Consider the following 4,918-nt stretch of genomic DNA (forward strand, 5'->3'; position numbering starts at 1 on the left):
ACCGCGGTCGCCGAAGGGCCGCTTGCCGCCGAAGCCGCGTTCACCGCGGTCGCCGAAGGCTCGCTTGCCGCCGAAGCTGCGTTCACCGCGGTCGCCGAAGGCTCGCTTGTCGCCGAAGCTGCGCTCGCTGCCGTAGTGGCTGTCGCGGGCGTTGCGCGGGGCTCGGCCGAAGGGACGTCGGCTGTTTTCGCGCTCGGGTTCGAAGGCTTCGCTGTCGTCGAACTTGGTGCCCTGCCCGAGTGCTTCTTGTTCGGTTTCAAAGTCTGCGGGGTCAAAGACGTAGTTTTCGTCGTCATCGGGCTCGTCTGTCGGGGCGGTGCCGGGTTGCGCTGCCTTCGGCTTGAAGGCCTGTTTGGCGCCGATCATGCCCTTGCGGCGGCGCGGGTTGACGGTGAGGAGAGCGAGTTGCTCAGCGCTGAGCAGTTCGCAGCGCCCGGGCTCGAGGTCGCCGCCCCAGAGGGAGCCGATTCGCACGCGCACGAGCTTGCGGACGCGCAGCCCCAGGCAGGCAAACATCTGGCGCACTTGGCGCTTCAGGCCCTGCTCGAGCACGACGCAGGCACGGCGCGCCGAGAGGCGCGAGACGTATTTTGCTTTCGCCTGTCCTTCCGGAATGCGCACGCCTTTGAGGAGCTGGATGAGGACGCTGTTGTCGAAGGCTTGATCGAGCGTGACCCAGTACTCTTTCTCGATGCCGCCGCCGGGATGCCCGACTTTCTGGCCGAGTTCGCCGTTGTTGGTGAAGATGAGAAGCCCTTCGCTGTCCGCATCGAGGCGGCCGACGTAGTTGGCGTAGCGGTATTTCGGCGGAAGGAGGTCGTAGACGGTGCCCGCGGCACCCTGCGCGTCGCGGCTGCATACGTAGCCGCGCGGCTTGTTGAGCAGCAGCACAATCTCTTCCTTCGGCGTCGCGTGGCGCCCGTCGACTTTGACGAAGTCGCCCGGCATGACGCGCAGGCCGGGGGTGTCTACAACTTTGCCGTTGACTTCGACGCGCCCTTCGGCGATGATGCGATCGGCCGCACGCCGCGATTCATAGCCGCAGGAGGCCAAAAATTTGTTGAGGCGAACGCTGCCTTCCGGTGCTGCCGGGTAGTTGCTCTCTTGTGTCATGGGGAGGTAAAATGCAGAAGAATGAAAAGGGGGGCTGAGTCGCCCCGAGAGAAGATGAAAGAAGCCTCTCGGTAACTTTCACCGGGAGGCTTCGGAAAGTCGTTGCGGAGACCCACAGATAAGCGGGGACGCGATCAGGATTCGAACTTCGTCTTGGGAAGGCCGATGGGGCTCTGACCCTGCTTCCACTGGCCGCGCTCCTTCATGAGCTTGACGCGCTCGAAGCGCTTGAGGACAGAACGCTTACCGCCGACGGTACCAGTGGCCTTGAGTGTGGAATGCTTGGACATATCTCTTGAGTGTGTTGTAAAGGTTCATTACCGCATCACTGCGGGGTTGCGGTCGCGCATTCTACTCTTCTTTCGCGTGAATGGCAAGCCAAATTTACGTTTTTTTGCCGCAAAGTCCAAAAAAAACGGGCGAAGCCGATCGGCTTCGCCCGCCTGAGGAAGAGCTGTGGCGGCTCCCCGTGCGGTAGGTCCTTACAGCATGGAGAGCAGCAGTTTGGCCAGAATCGTCATGAGCAGCAGGGCTGCCGGGTAGGCCGTGGCGTACGAGATGACGGGTTCTTGGCGGTCGGTCTTGGCCGTGATGGCGCCGAGTGCCGGCGTCGACGTCATGGCGCCGCAGATGGCACCGAGGGTTTCGGGCAGAGGCAGCTTGAGCATTTTTGTGGCCAAGATGTAGCCCAGCAGCATGGGAACGAGGGTGATGGCCACGCCGACGAGGAACATCATGACGCCTTGTTCTTGCAGGGTCTCCACCAGCTTTTCGCCGCCGGATACGCCGGCGCCCGCCAAGAAGATCATCAGGGCGAACTCCATGAGCAGAACGCGGGTCGGGCGCGGCATGTAGCCGGCAATGGGGCCGATCTTGCCGAAGTGACCGAGAATGAGTGCGACGATGAGCGGGCCGCCGGCCATGCCCAGGCTGAAGCCGCCGGAGCTGCCCATGCCGATGGTGATGTTGCCCACGATGATGCCGAGGGCGACGCCGCCCGTCAGCGAGAGGATGTCCGTGGCGTTGATGGCGGTGCAGCGGTGGCCGCAGTCTTTGGCGAATTGTTTGATGGATTCGGGCGCACCGACGACGTTGCAGACGTCGTTGCGGATGATTTCGGTTTCTCCCACGGGCACGAAGGTGTTGCCGAGGCGGGTGATGCGCGAGATGGTGATGCCGTATTTGCTCAGCAGGTCGAGTTCGGCGAGCGTTTTGTTGCACATGTCCTTGTTGAGGATGATGAGCTCGGAGGTCTCATCGCCGAAGGCTCGCGGGTGCTGCTGCTTCGGGTCGATTTCGCCGAGCATCAGGGCTTCGTGCTCGACTTGTGCGCGCTCGCCGACGAGGAAGACCTGCATGCCTTCCGCAAAGCAGTCTTCGGGCTGGAGCGGGTGCAGCACGCCCTCTTTTACCGAGCGGGTGACGCGGCAGTTGAAGTGGGCTTCTTCACAGAACTCGCCGATGTTGCGCCCGTAGATGTCGGGGCGGGTGATGGTGACGACGCGGCGGATGATCTTGTGCATGTCTTTGGCGCCGGACTCGTTGGAGGGGACGGTGTTGAGGTCCTTGCGCAGCAGGCGCGGCAGGAGTTGCACGAAGAGAACGACGCCGATGACGCCGAAGGGGTAGGCAACGCCGTAGCCGATGTCGAGCCCGGAGGTGTCAAGCCCCGTGAGGGCTTCGCGAGCGGCCGCGAAGGCGGGCGTACTCGTGCAGGCACCGGCAAAGAGACCCGCGGCTACCGAGCCTTCGATGGAGAACATCGACGACAGCAACCAAGTGACGAGCCAGCCTGTTCCGACGACGACGACGGAGATCAGCACGAGGCTGCTGCCCTTGCTTCGCAGGGTGGCGAAGAAGCGGTTGCCGACGCCGAGACCCACGCAGTAAACAAAGAGCGCGGTGCCGATGCCGGTGACGCCGTCGGGGACTTTCAGCCCGTAGTGTCCGGCGGCCAAGGCGACGAACAGAACGCCGGAACTGCCCAGTGAGATTCCTTTGAACTGGATATTGCCCAGGGCCAAGCCGAGAAAGAGGATGGCGAAGAGCACGAAAGTCGGGTTTTTGAGGACTTCTTCCATGGCAATGTGCGTTGAGCTTGGTGGCAGCACGGCTGCCGCCGTCCGCTATACCATGTTGCCGCATTTTGTGCAAGCTTAAACAGCTTCGCGGCGAGGCTCCGAACGGATTTTTTGCCGCTGCGGCGCGCTTTTCCCGGAGCGCGGCGGAGCAGGGCCGCTGCTGCCGGGGTGGCCGGGGGTATCGGCTCCGGCGGGGGTTGTCTGCGGCGCGTTGTTGTATGTTCGGGCGCTGGTGCGAGGGGCGTCTCGCGTTGCGCCGAGGGGGCGTTGATTGCTCGCGTGCGCTGCTGCTGACCGCAGGGCTTTGTCGGTGCTCGGGCCTGCTGAGCGCCGAGGGGCTGTTCACCACTGCAGGTATTTGCCGTTGGCTTGGCGTTCGCGCAGCATGGCTTTGAGGCGGCGCTGTTTGGCGGCGGCTATGTAGCGGCGACCGAGGATGGTGGGCAGCGCTACGCCGAGGGCGATGGCCATGATGACGAGCCCCGAGGTGATGCCGCTGTCGACGGCTCGCAGAATCGGGGTGACATGCTCGAGGGTGTCGACGTGGTTGCTGATGAGACCGAAGAGCATGCGATACATCAGGACGCCAGGTATCATGGGGATGACGGAGGGGATGGTCAGGACGTGGTTGGGTACGTGAAACCAGTGAACGGCTTTGATGGCGATGAGGCTCACGAGTGCCGAGCCGATGAAGGAGCCCGCCGCAATGCCCATGTCGAGCCCGATGTTGTCGGTGCTCGGGCCGAGGTTGACGTAGTTGCGCGTGCAGACGGCGAGGATGCTGCCGATGGCCACGACCGGGAGAAGGCGGCGCGGGATGTTGAAGATCATGGAGAAGCCGATGGCCGAGATGGCTGCCGCCAAGGCGTATTCCCAGTAGGCGTGGTGCGGGACCATGCTGATGGTCGGGAAGAAGTTGCCGATGTCGCAGAGCCTCACGGCGAAGGCGATGCCGAAGGCCATGGCGGAGACGATGAGCAGGGTGTTGACGGCGCGGATGATGCCGATTTGCGTGTGCCCGCTGATCATGTCATCGACGAAGTTGATGAGCGGGACGCCCGGCACGATGAAGAGGGCACAGGCGAGCAGGGGATGCCACGGTGTGCTCGTCCAGCTGCCGGGCAGAAAGGTGGTGGCCCAGGCAACGAGGGTGGCGACGAAGGCGGCGAGGCCGATTCCTATGTAGGGGTTGAGGCCGCCGGCATTGCATTTCGAGCGCACGGTCATGCCGATGAGGGCGGCGAGGGAGGCGTACAGAAAGGCGACCCAGTCGCAGCCGAATTGGATGCAGAAGCCGCCGCAGGCAAAGCCGGCGCCGATGGCGATTTGCAGGGGGCTGTAGTTGCGCTTTCTGCGGGCGATGCATTCGAGTTCCGCTTCGTAGCGCTCGAGGCTGTAGTCTTGTTCGATGGCGCGCCAGGAGAGCAGGCTCACTTCGGTGATGGCGTCCATGTTGACGCTGTGGGCGTCGACCCGCTGGAATTTCGAGAAGGAGTATTCCCCGTCGCTGACGTTGACCATGAGCATGTTGAAGTTGACGTAGAGGTGCAGCTTCTCGTCGGGGATGCCGAGGTAGGCCGCGACGCGCTTCATGTTGCGCATGATGCGATCGGTGTTGGCCATGCTTTCCACCAGTATTTTGCCGGTTCGCAGCAGGAGGTCGACTCGGCGGTGCAGGAGTTGTTCGTGCGCCTTGGCTGAGATTTCCGGGTGTTTGTTGTCGG

4 protein-coding genes are annotated in these 4,918 nt (G+C 63.1%); all 4 read right to left on the minus strand.

Features of this window, described 5'->3' with window-relative positions; translation table 11 throughout:
- Positions 1–1,113: pseudouridine synthase (locus tag AC6UAL_RS09460; RefSeq protein WP_500683133.1), on the minus strand; the 1,113-nt coding region annotated here is incomplete at its 3' end.
- 134 nt (positions 1,114–1,247) lie between these two features.
- Positions 1,248–1,403 (minus strand): small basic protein, encoded by a 156-nt coding sequence (locus AC6UAL_RS09465; RefSeq protein WP_500683134.1) that lies wholly within the window; start codon positions 1,401–1,403, stop codon positions 1,248–1,250.
- Between the two features lie 192 nt (positions 1,404–1,595).
- Positions 1,596–3,194: an aspartate:alanine exchanger family transporter gene (locus AC6UAL_RS09470; RefSeq protein WP_500683135.1), complete on the minus strand. Its 1,599-nt coding sequence runs from the start codon at positions 3,192–3,194 to the stop codon at positions 1,596–1,598.
- A 342-nt stretch (positions 3,195–3,536) separates the two neighbouring features.
- Positions 3,537–4,918: threonine/serine exporter family protein (locus tag AC6UAL_RS09475; RefSeq protein ID WP_500683136.1), on the minus strand; the 1,382-nt coding region annotated here is incomplete at its 5' end.

The sequence above is a fragment of the Candidatus Parakkermansia intestinigallinarum genome, assembly GCF_944389695.1.
Taxonomy (GTDB): domain Bacteria; phylum Verrucomicrobiota; class Verrucomicrobiia; order Verrucomicrobiales; family Akkermansiaceae; genus Akkermansia; species Akkermansia intestinigallinarum.